The 20,544-nt window shown below is 73.3% G+C and carries 18 protein-coding genes; 10 read left to right on the top strand and 8 right to left on the bottom strand.

The genetic code is table 11. The annotated features are described in order from the left end of the window. Nucleotides 1–156: 156 nt before the first annotated feature. Complete coding sequence (locus RI578_RS07930) at nt 157–1,002, bottom strand: (2Fe-2S)-binding protein (protein WP_310870432.1); 846 nt, start codon at nt 1,000–1,002, stop codon at nt 157–159. A gap of 167 nt (nt 1,003–1,169) precedes the next feature. Between RI578_RS07930 and RI578_RS07925 the strand changes: the two genes are divergently transcribed. Continuing rightward, entirely contained in the window at nt 1,170–2,021 is an 852-nt protein-coding gene (locus RI578_RS07925) for a GntR family transcriptional regulator (protein ID WP_310870431.1), read from the top strand. Nucleotides 2,022–2,099: 78 nt separating this feature from the next. Here RI578_RS07925 and secD read toward each other — a convergent pair whose 3' ends face one another. The 4 genes from secD to RI578_RS07905 form a co-directional block, all read right to left on the bottom strand. Then, on the bottom strand, nt 2,100–4,382 hold the full coding sequence (secD, locus tag RI578_RS07920) for a protein translocase subunit SecD (RefSeq protein ID WP_399063054.1): 2,283 nt from the start codon (nt 4,380–4,382) through the stop codon (nt 2,100–2,102). 145 nt (nt 4,383–4,527) lie between these two features. Further along, nucleotides 4,528–4,977: a hypothetical protein gene (locus tag RI578_RS07915; RefSeq protein WP_310870429.1), complete on the bottom strand. Its 450-nt coding sequence runs from the start codon at nt 4,975–4,977 to the stop codon at nt 4,528–4,530. 62 nt (nt 4,978–5,039) lie between these two features. Continuing rightward, complete coding sequence (locus RI578_RS07910) at nt 5,040–5,753, bottom strand: response regulator transcription factor (protein ID WP_310870428.1); 714 nt, start codon at nt 5,751–5,753, stop codon at nt 5,040–5,042. 2 nt (nt 5,754–5,755) lie between these two features. Continuing rightward, nucleotides 5,756–6,709 carry a HAMP domain-containing sensor histidine kinase gene (locus RI578_RS07905; RefSeq protein WP_310875699.1) on the bottom strand — a complete coding sequence of 318 codons (954 nt, stop codon included), beginning with the start codon at nt 6,707–6,709 and terminating at the stop codon, nt 5,756–5,758. Between the two features lie 350 nt (nt 6,710–7,059). Between RI578_RS07905 and RI578_RS07900 the strand changes: the two genes are divergently transcribed. The 4 genes from RI578_RS07900 to RI578_RS07885 all read left to right on the top strand — a co-directional run bounded on the left by RI578_RS07900 (nt 7,060) and on the right by RI578_RS07885 (nt 9,891). Next, complete coding sequence (locus RI578_RS07900) at nt 7,060–7,386, top strand: TraR/DksA C4-type zinc finger protein (RefSeq protein ID WP_310870427.1); 327 nt, start codon at nt 7,060–7,062, stop codon at nt 7,384–7,386. A gap of 55 nt (nt 7,387–7,441) precedes the next feature. Beyond that, complete coding sequence (locus RI578_RS07895) at nt 7,442–7,822, top strand: TraR/DksA C4-type zinc finger protein (RefSeq protein ID WP_310875698.1); 381 nt, start codon at nt 7,442–7,444, stop codon at nt 7,820–7,822. After that, nucleotides 7,819–8,664 (top strand): rod shape-determining protein, encoded by an 846-nt coding sequence (locus tag RI578_RS07890; protein WP_399059671.1) that lies wholly within the window; start codon nt 7,819–7,821, stop codon nt 8,662–8,664. The genes RI578_RS07895 and RI578_RS07890 overlap by 4 nt, the downstream gene beginning before the upstream one ends. A 588-nt stretch (nt 8,665–9,252) precedes the next feature. Further along, nucleotides 9,253–9,891, top strand: coding sequence for a hypothetical protein (locus tag RI578_RS07885; RefSeq protein ID WP_310870425.1), 639 nt, complete (start codon nt 9,253–9,255; stop codon nt 9,889–9,891). A 7-nt stretch (nt 9,892–9,898) separates the two neighbouring features. On the opposite strand, the gene RI578_RS07880 is transcribed toward RI578_RS07885, so the two are convergent. After that, complete coding sequence (locus RI578_RS07880) at nt 9,899–10,687, bottom strand: hypothetical protein (RefSeq protein ID WP_310870424.1); 789 nt, start codon at nt 10,685–10,687, stop codon at nt 9,899–9,901. 161 nt (nt 10,688–10,848) lie between these two features. After that, a complete protein-coding gene (locus RI578_RS07875; RefSeq protein ID WP_310870423.1) occupies nt 10,849–12,531 on the bottom strand; it encodes a PucR family transcriptional regulator ligand-binding domain-containing protein in 1,683 nt (560 codons plus the stop codon). Nucleotides 12,532–12,831: 300 nt separating this feature from the next. Between RI578_RS07875 and RI578_RS07870 the strand changes: the two genes are divergently transcribed. From RI578_RS07870 to RI578_RS07850, 5 genes are all read left to right on the top strand, one after another. Further along, nucleotides 12,832–13,722, top strand: a complete 891-nt coding sequence (locus RI578_RS07870) for a xanthine dehydrogenase family protein subunit M (protein ID WP_310870422.1) — start codon at nt 12,832–12,834, stop codon at nt 13,720–13,722. Further along, complete coding sequence (locus tag RI578_RS07865; RefSeq protein WP_310870421.1) at nt 13,722–14,318, top strand: 2Fe-2S iron-sulfur cluster-binding protein; 597 nt, start codon at nt 13,722–13,724, stop codon at nt 14,316–14,318. The genes RI578_RS07870 and RI578_RS07865 overlap by 1 nt, the downstream gene beginning before the upstream one ends. A gap of 2 nt (nt 14,319–14,320) precedes the next feature. Continuing rightward, the gene (locus RI578_RS07860) at nt 14,321–16,705 is read left to right on the top strand and encodes a molybdopterin cofactor-binding domain-containing protein (RefSeq protein ID WP_310870420.1); all 2,385 of its coding nucleotides are present in this window, start codon (nt 14,321–14,323) and stop codon (nt 16,703–16,705) included. 201 nt (nt 16,706–16,906) lie between these two features. Then, on the top strand, nt 16,907–18,364 hold the full coding sequence (locus tag RI578_RS07855; RefSeq protein ID WP_310870419.1) for an NCS2 family permease: 1,458 nt from the start codon (nt 16,907–16,909) through the stop codon (nt 18,362–18,364). A 52-nt stretch (nt 18,365–18,416) separates the two neighbouring features. Then, nucleotides 18,417–19,568: an XdhC/CoxI family protein gene (locus RI578_RS07850; protein ID WP_310870418.1), complete on the top strand. Its 1,152-nt coding sequence runs from the start codon at nt 18,417–18,419 to the stop codon at nt 19,566–19,568. Nucleotides 19,569–19,583: 15 nt separating this feature from the next. Here RI578_RS07850 and RI578_RS07845 read toward each other — a convergent pair whose 3' ends face one another. After that, nucleotides 19,584–20,471 carry an endonuclease/exonuclease/phosphatase family protein gene (locus tag RI578_RS07845; RefSeq protein ID WP_310870417.1) on the bottom strand — a complete coding sequence of 296 codons (888 nt, stop codon included), beginning with the start codon at nt 20,469–20,471 and terminating at the stop codon, nt 19,584–19,586. Between the last annotated feature and the right edge of the window lie 73 nt (nt 20,472–20,544).

Here is a 20,544-nt window from a genome sequence, read left to right as displayed (position 1 = left end):
GCCGCATGAGGGGCGGGAGTTGAGTTCGAATAAGACTACCCGTACGAGTGGTTCCACGGAAAGTTCCCGCGACGCGTGAGGGAGTTGTGAAACGACGCCGGTGATCTTAGCCGACGATCATAGGAGTGACCGCGCGTGAGTACGCCCGGGGAAGGCTCAACCCGCCGTGGCGAGCAGCTTGTTGACGCGGTCCGCGTCACAGGTGCGCGGGCAGGTGGCGCAGGTGTCCTCGGGGCGCAGGGTGTAGAACATGCAGCAGCTCGCCCGGTCCCGGGTGTGCAGCGGCTCACCGTCCGGTCCGGTCAGCTCGCGGAACGCCGCCTTGCCGACGTACGGCTTGGTCGCGCCCGGCAGCAGCAGCTCCAGTTCGTGCCGCGCCCGCTCCTGCTCGCCGAGCAGATGAGCGACGTACCACAGGCCCTCGACGACCTCGTCGGTCGCCATGCCCCACAGGGCGCGGCCGCGCCGTCGCATGCGTGGTCCGAACCCCGCCAGCACCGGCTCCATGTGCTCGGCGACCGCGGCGCGCACCTCGGCCCGCAGCGCCTCCTCGTCGGCGACCACGCGGGCGCCGGGCAGCGCGGCGGCGGGATCGCCGGGCAGGCAGGCGAAACCGGCGGGGCGCACGGCCATGCGGCCGAGGGGGAGCCCGGCGGCGGAGCGGTCGTAGGCGACGTGAGTCGCGGGGTAGCGGGGCACCCTGCGGTGCAGGAACCACGGCACGGTGATCAGCAGGCAGGCCGGCCACGCGTACCGGTGCAGTCCGAAGCTCGCGACCACGTCCGGCCGGGCCCGTTGCCCGTAGTCCCGGACCACCTGGGCGTCGTCCCAGGCGAGGAACGCCTCCAGCTCCGCCCCGCCCGCGGCGAGCGCGCCGGCCGCGACCCATCCGCCGCCGCGCGGGACCTCGCCGGCCGTGTCCAGCTCGGTGACGCCCAGCCCCGGAAGGGCCTCGGACAGGCGCGCGTAGGCGTCCGTGAGGGCCGAGCGGGTGACAGGCATGCGGGACCACCGATCCACGTCCGAGCAACGGGCTGCTTGAGGTAAGCCTTACCTTACCCAAGATCCTTGGGATTTGAACTGGCGGCCCGTGCCCTTATGGTGCTTGACGGACAGGTGACAACCCGCCGTAATGACCCCAAGTACCGACACGTCCCGCAGGAGGACCCGTGAAGCCGAGCGCGCAGGGTCCCGCGGGGACGGGGACCGGACGGGTCCGCACCACCGAGCCGACCGGATCGGCCGCGTCGCGCGAAGCGGTCGCACCGGTGCGGGTTCCGGCGCAGCCGAGTGCCTCGGACATGGACTGGGACAGGGCGCGCGGCGCCGTGGAACCGGCCGGAGCCGCGCGCGGCGAGCACACGCACAGCGAACCTCCCCCGCCCCGCCCGCGCGCTCTCGTCCAGCGCTCCTCGGTGCGCGGGCAGGTACTCGACGCCCTGCGCACCGCGCTGGTCTCCGGCGAGCTGCGGCCCGGCGAGGTCTACTCGGCGCCCGCGCTCGGCGAGCGCTTCGGCGTCTCGGCCACGCCCGTTCGGGAGGCCATGCAGCAGCTCGCCCTGGAGGGCGCGGTCGAGGTCGTCCCCAACCGCGGCTTCCGCGTCGTCGAGCGCGGCGACCGGGAACTGGCCGAACTCGCCGAGGTCCGGGCCCTGATCGAGGTCCCCGTGCTGCTCCGCCTGGCCCGTACGGTGCCCGCCGAGCGCTGGGCGGAACTGCGCCCGCTCGCCGAGGCCACCGTCCGGGCCGCGTCGTCCGGCTGCCCGGCCACGTACGCCGAGGCCGACCGTGCCTTCCACCGCGCGGTGCTCGCGCTGGCCGGCAACGACCAGCTCGTCCGTATCGCCGGCGACCTGCACCGCCGCGCCCAGTGGCCGCCGGCCGGCGCCCCCGCGGTTCGAGGGCGGGCCGATCTGATCGCCGACGCGCACGAGCACACGGCGCTGCTGGACGCGCTGATCGCCGGCGACCCGGACCTGGTCCGGACCCTGGTGGGGGAGCACTTCGGCGAGGCGCGCTGAGCGCGACGACGCGGGCGCGACCCCACCGGGTCCCCGCGAGATGGCTCGCGAGGTGGCTACGGGGTGCCTACGGGATGGTTATGAGACCTCCTGCCGTTCCGTGCGGCTCGCCGGCACCCGCTTCTCCGTGGGCCGCCCCTCGCGACGCGCGGGACGGGACCCGGAGCCGCGGTCGTACATCTCGATGGCCAGCGGAGAGGCGGTGAACACCGACGAGTACGTGCCGACCCCCACGCCGATCAGCAGCGCGAGGGCGAAGTCGGTGAGCGAGTCGTCGGCGAGGACGGCCAGCGAGGCGAGGATGAGCACCGCGCCCATGCCCGTGTTGACCGTGCGTGGCAGGGTCTGCAGGATCGCCTGGTTCGTGAGCCGGGCGAACGGCTGCTTGCGGTCCTTGCCGCCGAGCAGCTCCCGGACGCGGTCGAAGAGCACCACCGAGTCGTTGACCGAGTAACCGATCACGGTCAGCAGCGCGGCCAGGAACACCCCGTCGATCGGCTTGCCCAGCCAGGCGAACACTCCGACCAGGATGACCACGTCATGGGCGAGCGCGCCGACCGCCGCGGTGCCGAACAGCAACCGGAAACGGACGGCGAGATACAGCAACTGGGCGGCCAGGGCCAGGCCCAGCGCGATCAGGGCGTCCTTGCGCAGCTCCTCGCCGAGACTCGGGCCGATCAGCTCGTCGCGGACCTTCTCCGTCTCCCCGCCCAGCTCGCCGATGGCCTTGGTGACGGTCTCGGCCTCGGCGTCGGTCAGCTCCTCGGTGCGCACCGTGAGGTCGCTGTCACCGGAGGACTGGACGACGGCGCGGGGGAAGCCCGCGTCGGCGAGGGCGTCCCGTGCCCGGTCGGCGTCGACCGGGGTGGCCGTCGAGTACTCGATGAGCCGTCCGCCGGTGAACTCGATGCCGAAGTCGAGGCCGCGGACCAGGATGCCGGAGCCGGCCGCCACGAGCACGACCGCGCAGGCGGCCAGCCAGCGGCGCGGGCGGCGCATGAGGAACGGGTCGCGGCGCAGCAGGGCGTCACGGACCGGACCGGTGGTCGAGATGCCGGTGATGTGCGGGCGGCGGAAGACCGAGGGGCGGCTCGCGGCGAACTCGGCGAGCACCCGGGTGATCACCAGGGCGCTGACCGTGGAGGCCAGGACACCGATGCCCAGGGTGACGCCGAAGCCCTTCACCGGACCCGAGGCCAGGAAGAACAGCAGGGCGGCGGCGATCAGCGTGGTGATGTTGGAGTCGGCGATCGCGCTGAAGGCGCTGCGGAAACCCGCGGTCAGCGACGAGCGCGTGCTCGGGCGGGTACGGGCGGCCTGTTCCTCGCGGGCGCGTTCGAACACGAGGACGTTGGCGTCCACCGCCATGCCGATGGCCAGGACGAAGCCGGCCAGGCCGGGCAGGGTCAGGGTGGCGCCGATCGCGGCCAGGGCGGCGTAGGAGATCAGGCCGTAGCAGAGCAGGGCCACGGTCGCGAGGGCGCCCATCAGCCGGTATACGACGATGATGAACAGCCCGGTCAGGGCGGTGCCGATGACGGCGGCCCAGGCGCCGGCCGAGATCGCCTCGTCGCCCAGGGTGGCGCCGATGGTGCGCTGCTCGATGGTCTCGACCGGCACGGGCAGGGCACCGCCCTTGATGAGCAGCGCCAGTTCGCGGGCCTCGGCGTCGTCGAAGGAGCCGGTGATCTGGGTGGAGCCACCGGCGATGCCCGCCCCGCAGGCCACGGAGGGGTCGACCTGCGGCGAGGAGATGATCTTGTCGTCGAGCACGATGGCGACCCGGCGCTGCGGGTCGCCGGCCGGATGGCAGGCGGCTTCGCCGGTCACCTCGGCCCAGCGGTCGCCGCCCGCGTCCTTGAAGTCGACGGTGACGTGCCACCCGGCTCCGCCCTGCTGGTCGAAGCGGGCGTCGGCGCCCTTGACGTCCTGTCCGGTCAGCGTGGCGGCCTTCAGCCGGAGGGACTGACCGGACTCGTCCGGCAGGACCCGCTCGGCGTCCGTGCCGGACGGGTTCCCGGTGTCGTTCCCGGCGCTGTTCCCGGCGGCCTCGGCCGGGCCGAGGACCGAGTGGACGGTGAGCTGCGCGGTGCGGCCCAGTACGTCGGCCGCCTTCTTCGGGTCCTGTACACCGGGCAACTCGACGACGACGCGGTTGTCGCCGGAACGGACGATGGTCGGCTCGGCGACGCCGAGCGCGTCGATACGGCCGCGCAGCACCTCCACGGTGCGGTCGGTGGCCTCACGGTCGGCCTCGGTGGTGGCGGTGGACTTGGTCTCCAGCACGATCTGGGTGCCGCCGCGCAGGTCGAGCCCGAGGCGGATCGGCATGGTCAGGGCGATGGCCACGGCTCCGGCCATCACGAGGAGGGCGACGAGCGCGCGCCCCTTCGTGGAGTGGGCTCGGGAGCGGGGACGAGAACGTTTCAACGGGGGCCTCCGGCGGGCACGCCGCGGCGGCGGCCCAGCGCGGCCGCGGCGAAGGATGGTGAAAGGACGGGACGTCTCAGGTGCCGGAAGAGACGGGAGGAGCCCGCCCGCGGTCGTGGCTCGTACGGCCGGGGGAGACGGGTACGGGGCCGGGCACGGCCGGGGTCCGCCCGAGGGCGGCCGGGGCGGTGCCCGGGGCGCGCGTGGTGGTGCCGAGGCGGTCCGGTGGTGCCGGGCGCTCTCCGAGATGGTCGTGCCGGGCCCTGGCCTGGGCGGCGCACGTGGTGGCACAGCCGTCGTCGGCGTGGTGGCCGCTGTCCGGGTGCGGGACGGTCGCCGCCGCGGGCACCGGGGCCGGCCCCGGCACGGCGATGCCCGCACCGGCCGCGGGCCATGCCGGGACCAGGGTCAGCACAACGGCCAGCAGCGCGATGAGCGTCGCCGCGAGCCGGTGCCCGGGGGCGGTGGCGGTGGCGGTGGCGGTGGCGCTGCGTCGTGCGGGGGCGGTGCGTCGTGCGGGGCGCATGCACCGTCCCCTTTCGTTGTGGGTGATGCGGCGGTTCGGAGCGGCCGGGCGGTCAGGACCGGTCAGGGTTCGATGAGTCCGGCCCGGATGGCGTAGCGGGTCAGTTCCAGGCGGTCGCGCAGACCGAGTTTCTGCAGGAGGTTCGCCCGGTGCCGCTGGACGGTCTTGATGCTGATGAAGAGGATCTCGGCGATCTCCTTCGAGGAGTGGCCCTCGGCGACGAGCTTGAGGACCTCCTCCTCGCGGGGCGTGAGGATGTGGTCCGCGCTCTCCTCGCCGTGCCGGACCCGGTCGAGGTAGTTGCGGATCAGCGCGGTCACCGCGCCCGGGTACAGGAAGGGCTCGTCGCGCATCGCGGCCCGGCAGGCGGCGACCAGATCGCGGTCGGCGACGGACTTCAGCACGTACCCGCAGGCCCCCGACTTCAGCGCCTGGAACAGGTACTGCTCGTTGTCGTGCATCGTCAGCATCAGGATGCGCAGCCCCGGCTTCAGGGCGGCCAGCTCCCGGGCGGCCTGCAGACCGGTCAGGCGGGGCATCGCGATGTCCAGGACCGCGAGGTCGACGGCGTGCGCCCGCGCCATGTCGATGGCCTCCGCGCCGTCCCCGGCCTCGGCGACCACCTCGAGGTCCGGCTCCCGGTCGAGGATGAGCCGTACGCCGCGGCGTACCAGCGCGTGGTCGTCGGCGAGCAGGATGCGGATCCTCGACGGATCGGACGTGGGCGCCGCGGCCCGGTGGGACGCGGTGGGGCCGGGCAGGGAGGGGTCGGACATGGTCAGGGCTGCTTCCTGGGGACGGGTGCGGTGAGCCGGATCCGGGTGCCGGCGCCGGGTGCCGAGGTGATGTCGAGGGCGGCCCCGATGAGCAGGGCCCGTTCGCGCATGCCGCGGATACCGGCGCCCTCGCACGCCGCCTCGATGCCGCGGCCGTCGTCGGCGATGCTGAGCGTCACCGCGCCGTCGGCGGGGCCGAGGCTGACCTCCAGCCGCCGGGCGTCCGCGTGCCGGGCGGCGTTGGTCAGGCTCTCCTGCGCGACGCGGTAGAGGACCAGCTCGGTCTCGGGGTCCAGGGCGGGCAGATCGGCGTCGAAACGCCGCACCACCCGCAGCCCCGTGTGGGTGGCGAAGTCGTGCGTCAGTGAGGACAGCGCGCTGATCAGGCCGAGGTCGTCCAGGACGCCGGGCCGCAGCCGGCGCACCAGGCGGCGGACCTCGTCCAGGCTCTCCCGGGTGATCTCCTGCGCCTGGTACAGCTCGTCGCGCAGCGGCTGGTCGGCGTCGTCCGCGGCGCGCCCCAGGACCAGCAGGATCGCGGTCATGCTCTGCCCGACCTCGTCGTGCAGCTCCTGCGCGATACGGCGCCGCTCCTCCTCCTGGGCGAGCAGGACGCGGGCGGTGCTCGTGGCCCGCTCGTGCTCCAGCCGGTCGAGCATGGCGTTGAAGGTGCGGATCAGCTCGGGGACCTCGCCGCCGCCGGACACCGGCAGCCGCTGGCCGGGGCGCAGCAGGTCGACGGTGGTCATCAGCTTCGTGAGCCGGTCCAGCGGTGCCAGACCCCAGCGCAGCAGGGCGCCGTTGGCCACCAGCATGACGCCCAGGCCGCCCACCAGGATGACGGCCTCGGTCAGCAGGACCGGTACGGAGACGGTCACCGGAGCCCACAGCAGCAGTGCCGTGGCGAAGCCCAGCACCACCGCGTTGAGCCCGAAGATCCGCCAGAACAGGGACACCGGGGGGTACGCCTCCTTCTGCTCCTTCTGCGACGCGTCGACTGGTACGCCTCCACTGTCGGCCATCGCGCACCCTCGGTGGGAGCCGCGGCCCAGGTCGCGACCGGGCAAGCGACCAGCTTCCCCCGTCCGCCGCCGCCGGGTCGATGGGGCCCGACCCCCATTTCCGGGTCGCGGTACACCCATACGGCCGCCGCCGCGCGCCGCCGAGTGGATCCTCCGTCCCCGGGCAAATGGGGCCTGCGCCCGATGGGTTTCCCCCGACGGCCCGGCCATGGTTGAGGACGACCGGGTCCGATCGACCCGGGCTCTCGTCATACCCGCAGAACTCCCCGAGAGAAGGACTCACCGTGTCGCTCGACGCCTCCCGCATCGAACCCCGCCCCGAGCGGCTGACCGCTCACGAGGCGCGCCAGCGTCTCGAACACGCCCGCAACACCCGCATGACACAGCTGCGGGCCCTCGGAGAGAGCGGCCAGGCGGACGACCAGCTGATGTCCGCGCAGAAGGCCGCCATCGAGCGGGTGCTCAAGGAGATCGAGGAGGCCTTCGCCCGTGTCGACGACGGCACGTACGGCGCCTGCCTGGGCTGCGGCAAGCCCGTCCCGGGGGAGCGCCTGGAGATCCTCCCGTACACGCGGTACTGCGTCGCCTGCCAGCGCCGCGCCGCCGCCTGACCACCGTCCGTCCAGTCTTCGTCTCCCGCCCCGCCCGAGGGGTGAAGTGGGTGAAGTGGTGAACAACCAGATCATCGGCGACCGCGACACGCGGCTGTCGCCCCTGTCGCCGGAGGACCTCGCCGCGCTCCGGGACAGCCTCCACGAGCAGCGGCTGTTCCGCGAGGAGCAGCTGCGGCAGATCGCGTACGTCCCGTCCCGCACCGACGAGCCGGTCCCGCGGCGGTCCGCCGCGCAGACCGAGGTGCGGGTCGAGCTCGCGGCCTCCGCGCGCATGGTCCTCGCCGACGTGGAGGCGGCGCTCGAACGCATGGCCGAGGGCCGTTACGGCCGCTGCCACCTGTGCCGGCGCCCCATCGACCGCGAGCGCCTGGTGATCGTGCCGCAGGCCCGCTACTGCGCTCGCTGCCAGCAGGTGCGGGAGGCCGGCCGATGACCGTGGTCCGCCGGCCCCGGGCCGGCCTCGCCCGGCACCGGCCGTGGCCGATGTGCCGGCAGTGCGGCGGCGTCGCCCTCGACATGGGCAGCGCCCGTACCCGCGCCTGGGTCTCCGGGCGCGGAATGATCCTCGACGTGCCGACGGTGACCTTCCCCGGCGCCGGCGCGGTGTATCCCATCCAGCGCGGCTCCATCGTCGACACCCAGGGCACGGCCCGGATGCTCGACCGGCTGCTCGGCCACCGCCTGCCCCGCTTCGCCCGTCCCCTGGTCGTGGTGACCGCGCCGGTGCTGGACGGGTTCGCCTACCGGACCGAGGCCCGTACGGCCGTGGAGGTGCTTCGCCCGCGCGGTGTGCTGACCGTCCCCAGCGCGCGGGCCGTGGCCCTGGCGGCGGGCGTGGACCTGTCGCGGCCGCTGCTCGTGATCGACATCGGCGCACACCTCACCGAGGTGGTGCTCCTGGTGGACGGCGCCGTCTTCGACGCGCGCCGCACCGCGTTGGGTACGGGGGACATCGACGACGCGACCCCGGCCGCGCGGGTCGCCGAGGCGGTGGTCGACATGACGGCCTCGATGCTGCGGCAGGACGACACGTCCCTCACCGTCGACGCCCTGAGCCGGGGCCCGCTGCTCGCGGGCGGGGGTGCCCTGCGCCCCGACATCACCTGCCACCTCACCGCCGGGCTGCACGCGCCGCTGCGGGCCGTACCGGCCCCGCACACGGCCGCCGTCCGAGGCGCCGCCAAGTTCCTGGAAACCGCACATTCCCACCCGCCGACCGCGACCCCGGAGCCACCGGACGAGCACCAGTACCGACCCGGGGCGCCCGGCCCCTGACGGCGGGGGGGGGGAGCCGTGCGGCCACCCGGGCGCACCCCCTGGGCTGCACCCAGGCGCACCCGCGCGGCCCACCACGGCGCACCCGTGCGGCCCACCGAGGCGCACCCGCGCGGGCCACCGAGGGGCGCCCGTGCGGTTGCCCATGGGCACCAGTGCGGCCGCCGTTGGACGCCCGCCGCCCCACGACGGACGCCATCGCGCTCCCTGGCCGCTCGCACGCCGACGCCGAGGTCGCCCCGCGGCCCTGTTCGCGCTCCTGCCCGTCCCCCAGACCCCCGGTCCGTCGCCGTACCGACAACGGGCGCCCCGTCCACTCGCACGCCGACTCCGACGCCGACGCCGCCCCGCAGCCCCGCAGCCCCGTTCCCGCCCCCCGACCCCACGTCCGTCCCCGCACGGCAACGGACCCCCCCTGACCTCCTGCGGCCCGCCCGCCCGGCGCCGGCCATACCGCCCGCCCCGCCGACCCCCCTTGAGCCCCTCGCGTCATCGAGCGCCCCGAGCCCCACCCCCGACCCGCCGTCGGTGCCGAACCGACATCGGCGGTGCCGTTCCGGCTGCCCCGACTCTGGAAGGAGGCGCACCGTGGCCGGTGAGATACCGCGTGCACAGCCACCGCCCGACGTTCCCGCCCCCGGACGACACCCGCACCTCCTGCTGTGGCGGTGGCGGCGCAATCCCCTGCGGCGCCGTACCGACCGGCTGCAGGGGTGGGCGGCGCTCGGGATCCTGCTCGCCGTGCTGGTGGCGGCTCCGGCGGCGATGTTCGCGGTCGGTGACACCGCCTACCGCCACTACCGGAGCACCGCCGAGCACGAGGCCCGGACCCGGGACCACCGCCCCGCCGTCCTCGTCCACGACGCCCCGCGCCATCCCGAGCCCGGGTCGGACGAGGCGAAGAAGACCAGGTATCCGGTCAAGGTCCGGTTCACCGGTCCGGACGGAACAGCGCGGACCGGGAGGACCGACGTCGAGCCGGGGCTGTCCGCGGACAGCACCGTTCTCGTCTGGGTGAACGCGGCGGGGGAGATCACCGAGCCGCCGCTGACCTCGGAGCAGATCCGCAGCCGCACGATGGGCTGGGCGATCCTCGCCTTCCTGGGCGTCGTCCTCACCGGCCTCGCCGCCCACGCGGCCACCGCACTCGTGCTGCGAGGGCGCAACCTCGCCGGGTGGGACGCCGCCTGGGCCGCCACCGCCCCGCGCTGGAGCAGGTCCCCGTGAACCGACGTCACGCCGTCGCCGCGTCCGCGGCAGGCGGGGCCAGCTGCCGCGCCAGCCACGTCGGCACACCGCCCAGCAGCCGGAACAGCCGCCGCGCCTCCTCCCGCAACCGCGACGCCTCCGGCTCCGACTCCGCGTCCGCGAGCGAGGCCAGCGCGGGGGCCGTACCGACCAGGTAGCCCAGCTCCTCGCGGATGCGCAACGACTCGGCGAAACCGTGCCGGGCCTCGGCCAACTCGCCTTCCCGCAGAGCGAGTCCGGCCAGGTGCCGCCAGGTGAAGGACTGGAGCAGCGGGTCGGCGTGCGCGGTGGCGCCGGCGTGGGCCCGCCGGTACGCCGCTCGGGCCGCCTGCGGTGAGCGGGTGAGGTTCTCCGCGAGCAGCCCGCGCCGGAAGTCGAGCAGCGCCCGCCCCTCCGCCCCCGGCGCGATCAGCGCCGCCGCCCGGCCCAGCGCGGCCCGCGCCTCGTCGGACCGGTCGCGCACCCCGTGCACCGTGGCGGCGTACGCGAGTTGCCCGCGTTCACAGGCCGCGGCCCCGCGCTCGTCGTCGCTGTGGGCCAGCGCCTCGGCGGTGCGCAGCGCGTCCTCGGCCTCCGCCCAGCCCTGCTCGGTGTACAGACACCGCTCCACCAGCAGCGCGGTCCGCTGCAAGGCGGTGGCCGCGGTGACCGGCTCCAGCAGGGCCACCGCGTCGGCCCAGCAGGCGCGCGAGCGCAACCGCCACACGGCGGTCTGGAGCGGATCGTCACCTTCGGTCGTTCCCCAACCAGAACCAGCCATGGCGGAATGCGCCACGTTGCCCTCCCCTTAGCACGCCATCGAGCTCTCGAGTGGTGGCCGCATCTCAGCACGGATCCGGCGGCCCGGCCAAGGGGATGGGTGAAATTTTTCACAAAGTGGGGGGACTTCCCGGTCCGGAGGTTTGGGAGCGTCCGGTCCTTCTCGCGCCCCGCGGCTCAGCTCATCCGCAGTGCCAGGAAGAAATCCAGCTTGTCCTCCAGGCGCGACAGGTCACGCCCCGTCAACTGCTCGATCCGCCCGACGCGGTAGCGCAGCGTGTTGACGTGCAGGTGGAGGCGGCTCGCGCAGCGCGTCCAGGAGCCGTCGCTGTCGAGGAACGCCTCCAGCGTCGGGATCAGCTCGGCGCGATGGCGGCGGTCGTAGTCCCGCAGCGGGTCCAGCAGCCGGGCGGTGAAGGCCCGGCGGACGTCGTCGGGGACGAAGGGGAGGAGGAGGACGTGCGAGGCCAGTTCCTGGTGGCCGGCCGCGCAGACCCGTCCGGGGCGCGCCGCGGCCACGCGCCGCGCGTGCCGGGCCTCCTCCAGCGCGCCGCGCAGCCCCTCCGCCGAGTGCACGGCCGCGCTGACGCCGAGCGTGACCCGCCCGTCGCCGTCCAGTCCCGCGGACAGCGGCTCCCGTACGGACTCCAGCAGCGCGTCCGCGAGGATGCCGGTCTCGGAGCCGTCGTGCTCGCTGGAGACCGCCGGCAGCGGTACGAGGGCGACGGCCTCGTCGCCGGTGTGCGCCACGGCGATGCGGTCGGACTGCTCGGGGCCCGTGGCGAGCGGGTCGACGAGGATCTCCTCCAGCAGGGTCTGGGCGACCGGGCCGGTCTCCGCCGAGCCGTCCTCCCACTCGACGCGGGCCACGACGACCTGCCAGTGCGGGGCCGCGCCGAGGCCCGGCAGCAGCACCGGCGCCGCCACCCGCAGGCGGGCCGCGATCTCGGCGGGCGCGGCGCCCGTCTGCACCAGTTCCAGGACCTCCTGGGCGAGCCGCCGCCGCACCGTGCGCGCCGCGTCCCGCCGGTCCCGCTCGACCGCGATCAGCTGCGTGACGCCGTAGAGCAGGTCGAGCCGCTCCGCGGCCCAGTCCCCGGCGTCCGCCTCCACGACCAGCAGCCAGTCGGACAGCACCGTCTCGCGCACGTCCCGGGCGGCGCCCGCGGCCTGCGGGGCACGCGCGCCGCCGCGCACCGGGAAGAGGCTGTACGTCGTGCCGCCCAGCGGCACCCGGTGCGGCGCGCGCCGGCCCGTGCGGGTGGCCGCGAGGTGATCCGCCGCCAGCTTCGCGCACAGCTCGGCGGAGAGCGCGGGAGCCGCGTCCTTCGGGCCGGCGACCGGCCGCCCCGTCGGGGAGAGCACCCAGGCCCGCAGGTCCAGGTCGGAGCCGAGCAGGTCCAGCACCACGTCGGGACCGCCGCCCGCCGGGCCGGAGGTCATCATCCGGCGGTGCCGGTCCACCACGGCCGCGAGGTCCCCGGCCCGCTCGCCGGACACCTGGCGGACGACGTGCTCGGTGATGGTCGCGAAGGCGACCGACTCGTTCACCGCGAACAGCGGCAGACGGTGCCGCACGCACGCCGCCAGCAGGTCATCGGGCACGCTCCCCAGCTCCGCCTCACCGGCGGCCAGCGCGGCCACCCCGGCCTGCACCAGGAGGCGGACGAACGGCTCGGAGTCGTCGGCGTCCCGGCGCCAGGCCAGGCCGGTGAGGACCAGCTCCCCGCCCGAGAGGTAGCGGCTCGGGTCCCGCAGGTCGGTGGTCATCACGCCCCGGACGGAGCGGTCCAGCTCGTCCTCGCCGCCGAGCAGCTTGAGGCCCAGCGCGTCGGTGTCCAGCAGTGCGCGCAGCCGCATTCTCGTCGCCGCCGATCTTTGTCTCGAAGTGTTCCAGGTCACGCGGCCGTGCCGCCCGATTTCCGGAGGGACCAGAGGAAAGCAAGGAGGTTACTGAGGGCCTCCTTTCATACGAATCTACAAGATGCCCGCCCTGGCCAGCCAACTCCTTCATGGTTTCTGCGACTGACCCTGGTGGAGCACCGGGCGGTGTACTGATGTCACTCCACGTGAACAGCACATGAACGAGCCTGGCCCGCCGCACACGGATTGGCTCAATCTGTACGACTCACCAGACGAAGACGAAGAAGAGAGCCGGTCATGGACTTCCTTCGCCCCGCCAGCTGGGAGGAGGCGCTCGCCGCGAAGGCCGAGCACCCCACCGCTGTGCCGATTGCGGGTGGCACCGACGTGATGGTCGAGATCAACTTCGACCACCGTCGGCCCGAGTACCTCATGGACCTGAACCGCATCGGCGACCTCTCCGAATGGGAGGTCGGCGAGGACTCCGTACGGCTCGGTGCCTCCGTGCCCTACACCGGGATCATGGAGAACCTGAGCACCGAGCTGCCGGGTCTCGCCCTCGCCTCGCACACGGTCGCCTCCCCGCAGATCCGTAACCGCGGCGGCGTGGGCGGGAACCTCGGCACCGCCTCCCCGGCGGGCGACGCCCACCCGGCGCTGCTCGCCGCCGGCGCGGAGGTCGAGGTCGAGTCGGTACGCGGCAAGCGACTGATCCCGATCGACGAGTTCTACACGGGCGTGAAGCGCAACGCGATGGAGCCCGACGAGCTGATCCGCGCCGTGCACGTCAAGAAGGCCGACGGGCCGCAGCAGTTCTCCAAGGTCGGCACCCGCAACGCCATGGTCATCGCCGTGTGCGCCTTCGGTCTCGCACTGCACCCCGAGACCCGTACCGTCCGCACCGGCATCGGCTCGGCCGCGCCCACGCCCGTCCGGGCCAAGGCCGCCGAGGAGTTCCTGAACGCGGCGCTCGCGGAGGGCGGCTTCTGGGACAACGGAAAGATCATCACGCCGTCGGTGGCCAAGCAGTTCGCGGACCTGTGCTCCGCCGCCTGCAACCCGATCGACGACGTCCGGGGCACCGCGAGCTACCGCCGCCACGCGGTCGGCGTCATGGCCCGCCGGACGCTCACCTGGACCTGGGAGTCGTACCGCGGCGCCCGCCACACCGAGGAGGGAGCCGCGTAATGCGTGTCAACTTCACTGTCAACGGACGTCCGCAGGAAGCCGACGACGTGTGGGAGGGCGAGTCCCTGCTGTACGTGCTGCGCGAGCGGATGGGGCTGCCCGGCTCCAAGAACGCCTGCGAGCAGGGCGAGTGCGGCTCCTGCACGGTCCGTCTGGACGGCGTTCCGGTGTGCTCCTGCCTGGTCGCGGCCGGCCAGGCGCAGGGCCGCGAGGTCGTCACCGTCGAGGGCCTGGCCGACTTCGCCAAGGAGCGCGCCGAGGGCTGCGCCACCGGCGCCTGCGGCAGCGGCGCCGCCAAGGGCACCACGCTCGACGAGGCCAAGCGGTGGCAGGCCCGGGGCACCGACTCCCAGACCGGCGAGGGCACCGAACTGGCCCCGATCCAGCAGGCGTTCATCGACGCCGGCGCCGTCCAGTGCGGCTTCTGCACGCCCGGCCTGCTGGTCGCCGCCGACGAGATGCTGGAGCGCAACCCGAACCCGACCGACGCGGACATCCGCGAGGCGCTGTCGGGCAACCTGTGCCGCTGCACGGGCTACGAGAAGATCATGGACGCGGTCCGCCTGGCCGCGGCCCGCCAGTCCGAGGGGGTCTGAACATGGCTGCCACCGGCGCACCCACCAAAATCACCCAGGGGTCCCAGACCAAGGGCGGCATCGGCGAGTCCACGCTCCGCCCGGACGGCACGCTCAAGGTCACCGGCGAGTTCGCCTACTCGTCCGACATGTGGCACGAGGACATGCTCTGGGGCCAGCTCCTGCGCTCCCCGGTCGCGCACGCCGAGATCGTCTCCATCGACACCGGCGAGGCCCTCGCGATGGCGGGTGTCTACGCCGTCATGACGTACGACGACCTGCCGACCGAGGTGCGCAACTACGGCCTGGAGATCCAGGACACCCCGGTCCTCGCCCACGGCAAGGTCCGCCACCACGGGGAGCCGGTCGCGCTCGTCGCCGCCGACCACCCGGAGACCGCGCGCCGCGCCGCCGCCAAGATCAAGGTTGAGTACCGGGAGCTGCCCGTCATCACCGACGAGGCCTCCGCGACCGCACCGGACGCGATCCTGGTCCACGAGGGCCGCGACGACCACCACATCGGCCACGTCCCGCACCCCAACATCGTGCACCGCCAGCCGATCGTCCGCGGCGACGCCGACGAGGCCGCCAAGCGGGCCGACGTGATCGTCAAGGGCGAGTACTACTTCGGCATGCAGGACCAGGCCTTCCTCGGCCCCGAGTCCGGCCTCGCGGTGCCGTCCGAGGACGGCGGCGTCGAGCTGTACGTCGCCACCCAGTGGCTGCACTCCGACCTGAAGCAGATCGCCCCGGTCCTCGGCCTGCCCGAGGACAAGGTGCGGATGACGCTCTCCGGCGTCGGCGGCGCGTTCGGCGGCCGCGAGGACCTGTCGATGCAGATCCACGCCTGCCTGCTGGCGATGCGCACCGGCAAGCCCGTCAAGATCGTCTACAACCGCTTCGAGTCCTTCTTCGGCCACGTGCACCGCCACCCGGCGCGGCTGTACTACGAGCACGGCGCCACCAAGGACGGCAAGCTCACGCACATGAAGTGCCGGATCGTCCTGGACGGCGGCGCCTACGCCTCCGCCTCCCCGGCGGTCGTCGGCAACGCCTCCTCGCTGTCGGTCGGCCCGTACGTGATCGACGACGTGGACATCGAGGCCATCGCCCTCTACTCCAACAACCCGCCCTGCGGCGCGATGCGCGGCTTCGGCGCGGTCCAGGCGTGCTTCGCCTACGAGGCGCAGATGGACAAGGTGGCCAAGGAACTCGGCATGGACCCGGTGGAGTTCCGCCGGATCAACGCCATGGAGCAGGGCACGATCATGCCGACCGGGCAGCCGGTCGACTCCCCGGCCCCGGTCGCCGAACTGCTGCGCCGCGTCAAGGCGATGCCGCTGCCGCCGGAGCGCCAGTGGGAGTCCAGCGAGGGCGCCGACGTACGGCAGCTGCCCGGCGGCCTGTCCAACACCACGCACGGCGAGGGCGTCGTCCGCGGCATCGGCTACGCGGTCGGCATCAAGAACGTCGGCTTCTCCGAGGGCTTCGACGACTACTCCACCGCCAAGGTCCGCATGGAGGTCGTCGGCGGCGAGCCGGTGGCCACCGTGCACACGGCCATGGCGGAGGTCGGCCAGGGCGGCGTCACCGTCCACGCGCAGATCGCCCGCACCGAGCTGGGCGTCACCCAGGTGACCATCCACCCGGCGGACACCCAGGTGGGCTCGGCCGGCTCCACCTCGGCCTCCCGGCAGACGTACGTCACCGGCGGTGCCGTGAAGAACGCCTGCGAGCTGGTGCGCGAGAAGGTCCTGGAGATCGGCCGCCGCAAGTTCGGCTCCTACCACCCGGCCTGGGCGACCGCCGAACTCCTCCTGGAGGGCGGCAAGGTCGTCACCGACGGCGGCGAGGTCCTGGGCGACCTGGTCGACGTGCTGGAGGGCGAGGCCGTCGAGGTCGAGGAGGAGTGGCGGCACCGGCCGACCGAGGCCTTCGACCTGCGCACCGGCCAGGGCAACGGCCACGTCCAGTACTCCTTCGCCGCGCACCGCGCCGTCGTCGAGGTCGACACCGAACTCGGCCTGGTCAAGGTCATCGAACTGGCCTGCGCCCAGGACGTCGGCAAGGCGCTCAACCCGCTCTCCGTCATCGGGCAGATCCAGGGCGGCACCATCCAGGGCATGGGCATCGCGGTGATGGAGGAGATCGTCGTCGATCCCAAGACCGCGAAGGTCAGGAACCCCTCCTTCACGGACTACCTGCTCCCCACGATCCTCGACACGCCGACCATCCCGGTCGACGTGCTCGAACTCGCCGACGACCACGCCCCGTACGGGCTGCGCGGCATCGGCGAGGCACCCACCCTGTCGTCGACTCCGGCGGTCCTCGCGGCCGTCCGGAACGCGACCGGGCTGGAGCTCGACCGCACGCCGGTACGACCGGAGCATCTGACCGGTACGGCGTGACAGACACTCCGGGCGGCGCACGGAACGTCACACACTCCGCGCCGTCCGGAGCACAGCCCAAGTCCCGCTCCGCTCGCGGTGCTTGAAGTACCACCACACATGCGTTCGTCTCGGGCCGTCCCCCGGGTCGTGCATATCCCAAATCCCGCGACCGCCCCAGCGGCCGACCGGGTGCACCTATGAACCTTGGGAGACGGCCCCATGACCCAGCAGTCAGTGGAGCCCAAGACCACCGCCGATGACGCGGGCGCGGGTTCCCGCGTCCCCGCCGGACGGTCTTGGCTCGACCGGTACTTTCACATAACCCACAGAGGGTCGACGATCGCGCGTGAGGTGCGCGGTGGCACCACCACCTTCATGGCGATGGCCTACATCGTCCTGCTCAACCCCGTGATCCTGTCCGGCAAGGACGCCGCGGGGGACACCCTGGGCCAGAAGGCCCTGATCACCGCGACGGCGCTCGCCGCGGCGGTCACCACGCTCCTGATGGGATTCGTCGGCAAGGTGCCGCTCGCCCTGGCCGCCGGACTCTCGGTGTCCGGCGTGATCGCCGGCCAGGTCGTTCCCCAGATGACCTGGCCGCAGGCCATGGGCATGTGTGTGATGTACGGCGTGGTGATCATGCTGCTCGTGGTCACCGGGCTGCGCGAGATGATCATGAACGCCATCCCGCTCGCCCTCAAGCACGGCATCACCATGGGCATCGGCCTGTTCATCGCCATCATCGGCCTGGTCAAGGGCGGCTTCGTCCACCCGGGCAAGGCGACCCCGCTCACCCTCGGCCCCACCGGTGAACTCGCCGGCTGGCCCGTCCTGCTCTTCGCGGGCACCCTGCTGCTGATCTTCATGCTCCAGGCGCGCAACATGCCCGGCGCGATCCTGATCGGCATCGTCACCGGCACGATCGTCGCGGCCCTGCTGAACGCCACCGGGGTCATCGACCCCAAGCAGTGGGCCAACGGAGCCCCCGAGCTGCACGGCAGCGCGGTCTCCATGCCGGACTTCTCGCTCTTCGGCGACCTGGAGTTCGGCGGCTGGGGCGAGGTCGGCGCCATGACGGTCGGCATGATCGTCTTCACGCTGGTGCTGGCCGGGTTCTTCGACGCGATGGCCACGATCATCGGCGTCGGCACCGAGGCCAAGCTCGCCGACGACAAGGGCCGGATGCCGGGCCTGTCGAAGGCGCTCTTCGTCGACGGCGCCGGCGGCGCGATCGGCGGTGTGGCGGGCGGCTCCGGCCAGACCGTGTTCGTCGAGTCCGCGACCGGCGTCGGCGAGGGTGCCCGCACCGGGCTCGCCTCAGTGATCACCGGCCTGTTCTTCGCGGCCTGCCTCTTCTTCACGCCGATCACCGCGATCGTGCCGCAGGAGGTCGCCTCCGCCGCGCTGGTCGTCATCGGCGCGATGATGATGATGAACGCCCGGCACGTGGACTGGGCCGACCGGGCCACCGCGATCCCGGTCTTCCTGACCGTCGTCCTGATGCCGTTCACGTACTCCATCACGGCGGGTGTCGCCGCCGGCGTCATCTCCTACGTCGCCATCAAGGTCGCCCAGGGCAAGGCCCGGGAGATCGGCGCGTTCATGTGGGCGCTGACGCTGATCTTCATCGTCTACTTCGCCCTCAACCCGATCGAGAGCTGGCTGGGCGTGCACTAGCCGCTGCCACGGGAACCCCTTCCATATCACCGCTCTGTGAGGAGACCGACAGATGCTGGACATCGCCGAAGAGCTGAACCGGTGGGTCGAGCAGGGACGCGACTTCGCCGTGGCCACCGTGGTGGCCGTCGGCGGCAGCGCCCCCCGCCAGCCCGGCGCCGCCCTCGCGGTGGACGCCGACGGCACGGCGATCGGCTCGGTCTCCGGCGGCTGTGTGGAGGGGGCCGTGTACGAGCTGTGCCGGCAGGCGCTGGACGACGGCGAAACCGTCCTGGAGCGCTTCGGCTACAGCGACGAGGACGCCTTCGCCGTGGGTTTGACCTGCGGCGGCGTCATCGACATCCTCGTCACTCCGGTACGGGCGGACGACCCCGCCCGTCCGGTCCTCGCCACCGCGCTCACCGTCGCCGCGCGAGGGGAGGCGGCGGCGGTGGCCCGGATCGTGACCGGACCGGCGGAACTGACGGGCCGCGCGCTCGTCGTCCGCCCGGACGGCTCCCACACCGGCGGTTTCGGCGCCCACCCCGAACTGGACCGCACGGTGGCCGCCGAGGCGGGCGCCTTCCTGGACGCGGGCCGCACCGGCACGCTGGAGATCGGAGAGCAGGGCTCGCGTTGCGGAGCACCGCTCACACTTCTGATCGAGTCCTCGGTCCCGGCACCCCGCATGATCGTCTTCGGCGCCATCGACTTCGCCTCGGCGCTCGTCCGCGTCGGCAAGTTCCTCGGCTACCACGTGACGGTGTGCGACGCGCGCCCCGTCTTCGCGACGAAGGTCCGCTTCCCGGACGCGGACGAGATCGTCGTCGAGTGGCCCCACGAGTACCTCGGGCGCACCGAGGTCGACGCGCGCACGGTGCTGTGCGTCCTGACCCACGACGCCAAGTTCGACGTACCACTGCTCGAGCTGGCGCTGCGCCTTCCGGTGGCCTACGTCGGCGCGATGGGCTCCCGCCGCACCCACCTCGACCGCAACACCCGCCTGCGCGAGGTCGGCGTGACCGACCTGGAGCTGGCCCGTCTCAGGTCCCCCATCGGCCTCGACCTCGGCGCCCGCACCCCCGAGGAGACGGCCCTCTCCATCGCCGCCGAGATCGTCGCGGCCCGCCGCGGTGGCACGGGCGCCTCGCTGACGGGCGCCCACACCCCCATCCACCACGACGGCCCGACGGCACCGGCCGGCCGCATCGGCTCGGTGGCCTGAGACCCGCGAGCCGTCTCAGGCCCCACCCGAACCCTTCCCCGGCTTCCGTGACAGAGAGACGTCCGCGACCACCGGCCGGTGGTCCGAGGCCACCGGCTCGTCCGGCACCGAGGCGCCGTGCACCCGCACGCCCTCGCCCACGGCCACGTAGTCGATCCGCTTCACGGGCACCGCGGCCGGATAGGTGCCGCCGGTGCCCGTCCCGGCGTCGCGCAGGTCGGCCCACAGCGGTCGCAGTTCGGGGGCCGCCGGCTCGGCGTTGAAGTCGCCGAGCAGCACCTGCCGTGCCCCCGGCACAGCCGCCCGCTCCCGCGCCATGATCCGCCGGGTGTCGGCGACCTGCGCCTCCCTGACCGCCGGGTCGGAGCGGTAGTCGAGGTGGGTGACGAACACCTGGACCGGCACTCCGCGCACCTTCAGCGTGACCTCGCCGAACCCCGGCGCGGGTGCCGGGACCGGGTTCTCGTCCTGGGTGGACAGGCGCGTGATCTCGTGGTTCGTCGCGGAGCGGATCGGGAAGCGGGAGAGCACCGCCACGCCGTACTCGCGCCGCGGGCTCCCGGCCTCGACGGGGTCGAGGCTGTAGATCGGCGCGAACGACACCCGCATGCCGAGCCGCCGCGCCAACTCCTCGGCGACGTCGAGTCCCTGACTGCGCGACCCCCAGTGCACGTCGACCTCCTGGAGGCCGATCACGTCGGCGTCGAGGGCGCGCAGCGCGGCGGCCTGCCGGTCGAGGTCGAAGACGCCGTCCGACCCCGTCCCGGCATGGACGTTGTACGTGGCGACGCGCAGCGGGACGGAGGTGCCCCGGTCGGCGGAGGCGGCCGGTGCGGCCACCGCCAGGCTCAACAGGGCACCGGCTAAGGACAGTTGGATGAAGGTGCGCGCTCTGGCAGACATGCCGGCACGGTACGCGGGAAACGCCCGGGGCGTGGCGTACGACGCGATCCCGTCCGCGACCCGTACCCCGTGC

This window comes from Streptomyces sp. BB1-1-1 (assembly GCF_031597775.1).
GTDB lineage: Bacteria > Actinomycetota > Actinomycetes > Streptomycetales > Streptomycetaceae > Streptomyces > Streptomyces thinghirensis.
Note: the sequence above shows the minus strand (reverse complement) of the source record. Positions and strands in the feature narration are given on the sequence as shown.

Bases quoted from the DNA above. Each gene is read 5' to 3' on its own strand.
- RI578_RS07865 (WP_310870421.1), top strand. From the start codon at position 13,722: ATGCGTGTCAACTTCACTGTCAACGGACGTCCGCAGGAAGCCGACGAC.
- RI578_RS07915 (WP_310870429.1), bottom strand. From the start codon at position 4,977: ATGCGCCCCGCACGACGCACCGCCCCCGCACGACGCAGCGCCACCGCC.
- RI578_RS07875 (WP_310870423.1), bottom strand. From the start codon at position 12,531: ATGCGGCTGCGCGCACTGCTGGACACCGACGCGCTGGGCCTCAAGCTG.
- RI578_RS07850 (WP_310870418.1), top strand. From the start codon at position 18,417: ATGCTGGACATCGCCGAAGAGCTGAACCGGTGGGTCGAGCAGGGACGC.
- RI578_RS07890 (WP_399059671.1), top strand. From the start codon at position 7,819: ATGACCGTGGTCCGCCGGCCCCGGGCCGGCCTCGCCCGGCACCGGCCG.
- RI578_RS07930 (WP_310870432.1), bottom strand. From the start codon at position 1,002: ATGCCTGTCACCCGCTCGGCCCTCACGGACGCCTACGCGCGCCTGTCC.
- RI578_RS07870 (WP_310870422.1), top strand. From the start codon at position 12,832: ATGGACTTCCTTCGCCCCGCCAGCTGGGAGGAGGCGCTCGCCGCGAAG.
- RI578_RS07855 (WP_310870419.1), top strand. From the start codon at position 16,907: ATGACCCAGCAGTCAGTGGAGCCCAAGACCACCGCCGATGACGCGGGC.
- RI578_RS07860 (WP_310870420.1), top strand. From the start codon at position 14,321: ATGGCTGCCACCGGCGCACCCACCAAAATCACCCAGGGGTCCCAGACC.
- RI578_RS07845 (WP_310870417.1), bottom strand. From the start codon at position 20,471: ATGTCTGCCAGAGCGCGCACCTTCATCCAACTGTCCTTAGCCGGTGCC.
- secD (WP_399063054.1), bottom strand. From the start codon at position 4,382: ATGGCCGGAGCCGTGGCCATCGCCCTGACCATGCCGATCCGCCTCGGG.
- RI578_RS07910 (WP_310870428.1), bottom strand. From the start codon at position 5,753: ATGTCCGACCCCTCCCTGCCCGGCCCCACCGCGTCCCACCGGGCCGCG.